The sequence below is a fragment of the Methanococcoides vulcani genome, assembly GCF_900111645.1.
Taxonomy (GTDB): Archaea; Halobacteriota; Methanosarcinia; order Methanosarcinales; family Methanosarcinaceae; genus Methanococcoides; species Methanococcoides vulcani.
Genome location: NZ_FOHQ01000013.1, coordinates 1 through 3,031, shown reverse-complemented (window position 1 = coordinate 3,031; position 3,031 = coordinate 1). Strand labels below are relative to the sequence as shown.

Annotated in this window: 2 protein-coding genes; both read right to left on the bottom strand. The window is 41.3% G+C overall.

Going from position 1 to position 3,031, the window contains the following annotated elements; translation table 11 throughout:
• Nucleotides 1-2,231 (bottom strand): S8 family serine peptidase (locus BMX02_RS11510; protein WP_177165276.1); only part of this gene is annotated, 2,231 nt, incomplete at its 3' end.
• A gap of 164 nt (nt 2,232-2,395) precedes the next feature.
• Nucleotides 2,396-3,031 (bottom strand): PGF-pre-PGF domain-containing protein (locus tag BMX02_RS11505; protein ID WP_143052436.1); only part of this gene is annotated, 636 nt, incomplete at its 5' end.

Genomic DNA, 3,031 nt, shown 5'->3' with positions numbered 1-3,031 from the left:
AACGAAACAGTAAGTGGAACATGTCCTTCAGTGACATTAGCACTGAAATCAGCAACTGGATAAATAGCAGCAGACTCACTGTAGAGTCCTCCAGACATAACGATTGCAAAAGGCTGTGGTCCTTGTGGGATGCTCGTCCCGTTTACGGTTATTGTATACCAACCGATGTTGGGAGATACCAATTCAACCTGCTCTACATTATTTAAAGTATCAGGCTGGTTTCCAGCATTTCCTAAATAAGTGGAATCTGGGCCTGATACTATTAAATCTAAATTGTTGGTCAATTCAAATTCTGCACTTACAGCCCCAGGAAAATCAGTCCATACAAGCGTTATTTTAAGTGGTTCAGAGCTGTCATCAACGTAGTAATTAATTTCCCATGATTCAGATGTGCTTAAACTGATAGTGCTGGAGGTATCATTGTAATACATCTTCCGAGGGGATTTTGGAAAAAGCGATTCCTCGAGATCCACACGACCCCATCCCTGCGCTCCATCAGGACGCGTTTGTATTTCCTGTGTAGAACCTGAACCATACTGTCCAGGAGTCATATTATAGGCACCGTTTATTATCGTAGCTTTAAGTAAGGCTGCAGAAGGTGTTATGCTTTCATATTCGACATAATATTGCCTCACAAGTGCAGCAGAACCCGCAACAATAGGCGTAGACATACTAGTGCCACCACTATAACGGTAATAATCATTGTAATCTCCCCATAATTGTCCAGTTGCCACGCTTGAATTTGTGGATATGACAAATGTACCTGGTGCTACAACATCAGGTTTGATACGACCATCATCAGTAGGTCCTCTACTGCTGAATGCTGCAATTCCTTCAATATCATTTGCCATATAGTCGTCTTTTATCGGATTTACTGAAAATTTTGATGACCACGTAATACCATATGTTACATAAGGTGAAATATTAAAATTTGAACCTCTATTATTTTCCGATGTGCCAACTGTCAAACAATTCTTTGCCGTTGCAGGTGATCCTATGGAATCAGGGTCTATTACCCCATCAGAATTCGAATCCACACCATCGTTTCCAGCAGAGAACAGAATCAGCATATCTGGATGTTCCCATGCAAAGAGGTCAACATCCTGTGATCTGGAGCCATAGTAACCATAGGCCGATGCTCCCCAACTGTTTGTATGAATTCTTGCATTCAGATCATATGCCGGTTGGAAAAGATCTGAAAGGGTTGCAGGAATTCCACCAAGACTTTCATCTGCATTTTCAACAGCCTGAAAAACAAGTCGTGCTTCTGGTGCCATTCCTTTGAATTGGCCACCAGACTGAGAACCGTTTCCAAGAACAGAACCTGCAACATGAGTTCCGTGCCCAGTGTAAATATCTGCTGCACCGTTATCAGAGAGATCGAACAATTCATCGATCCTTCCCTCAAGGTCATCATGCATTGAACTATCAGCGACACCAGTATCCAGTCCAGTATCTGCCACTGCTACAATCTGACCGCTTCCGGTCAATCCATGTGTGTTCTGAATATAAGAAACGTTGATTACATCAGCCGCAATATCGTTCAACAACACAGGTTGAAGGTATTTCTCTATCCAGCTTACTCCATCCAAAGCTGCAATATCAGAAACTTTCGTTTTATTGATTTTAATCCTTATTTTATCTCCGGAGTTTTCAACAATTTCACCGCCAAGTCCGGTGATATCATTTAAAATACGATCATTGTTCTCTGTATCGAAGATCATCACAATTATATCTGCCTGACCGGTCTCTTCAGAACTTGAAGAGAGAGCCGGGCTGATCCTGTATGATGGATGATAAGGACCGATCCATTGTACCGAATCCAGATTCTCGACTTCTGCTTTCACTGAGGTGTTCATACGTACAATGAAGGCATTGTTCGGCACATAGTCAAAAATAACTGCGCCAGTATTCCTTACATCCTGTTTCCACTCTTCAAGAATGTATCCTTTGAACTGAACTATATAGTATTCATCGGAGGTTGACGGAGAAGTGCTTTCCATAGTTGGCATACTGGAAACAGATGTAGCTTCTTCGGTGTTGAACTGTGCAGCTTTAAGCAAAATGTATCTTCCATCATTAGAAGTCGAGGGAACAGAACTGCTGCTAGGATCAAAACCACTTTCAGTAGCATTTTCCGGCAATGTTGTTCCTGAAGCTAATGTTAGCACGAGAAATAATGTTGCGATCACTAAAAGGATAGTGAAAAGCCAGATAATTTTACTCTGCAACTCAACCCCTCTTATTAACAAAAAAGTATCCACTATACATTCTTGCAATGCTGGAAAGCCGTAGTTTTTATCAATTATTTATATAATGTCAAAACCATATATACTCTTTCATGAATCCAACTTTGCCAGTCAAAACTATCAAAATTGGGATTTATAGTTCCGATTTATTTTTTGTTCTTGTGAACCACATCTGAGATAATTCCAGAATCTTCCAGCGCTTTGATTTTTTGTTCAATATCAACTGGCTGGACTTCATTTACCTGAGCTGGAGGTATTGTTTCGGCAGGCTGACCTGATCTTTCCTGAGCATTAGTGCTATCTGAAGCAGTTTCAGAAACATCACCCTCTGCAACCTGCATATCATCCAGGGAACCCACACCCCTGTCTCTTGCTTTAGCATGATAGCCTTTGTTTACTCCAACATACGAAGCGGATAGCAATATAAGCACCATAAGTACCGGTATTGCAAAGAACATCACTTTTAGCCCCGAGCCAGTTGCTCCTTCAGATTTACTCGCAACAATACCTGCATCTCCTTCTAAAGCTAATGCCGGTTCCTCCTTTATAGGTTCAGGAACATTGCTGCCTTCAGCAACAGCTTCTTCGCCGGTATCCAATGAAACTGGTTCACTTTCTATGTATTCAACTATTGCAAATTGTGAATACAGATCACCTGCGGTGTCCGTTTCATAGTAAATGTACCCGTCATCCTCATCGGTCTTTTCTGTATTCAAAACATGCCAGTCACCACTGCGATAAATGCTTAGTTTTACAGAATATTCAGAAACCCCGTTATCTTC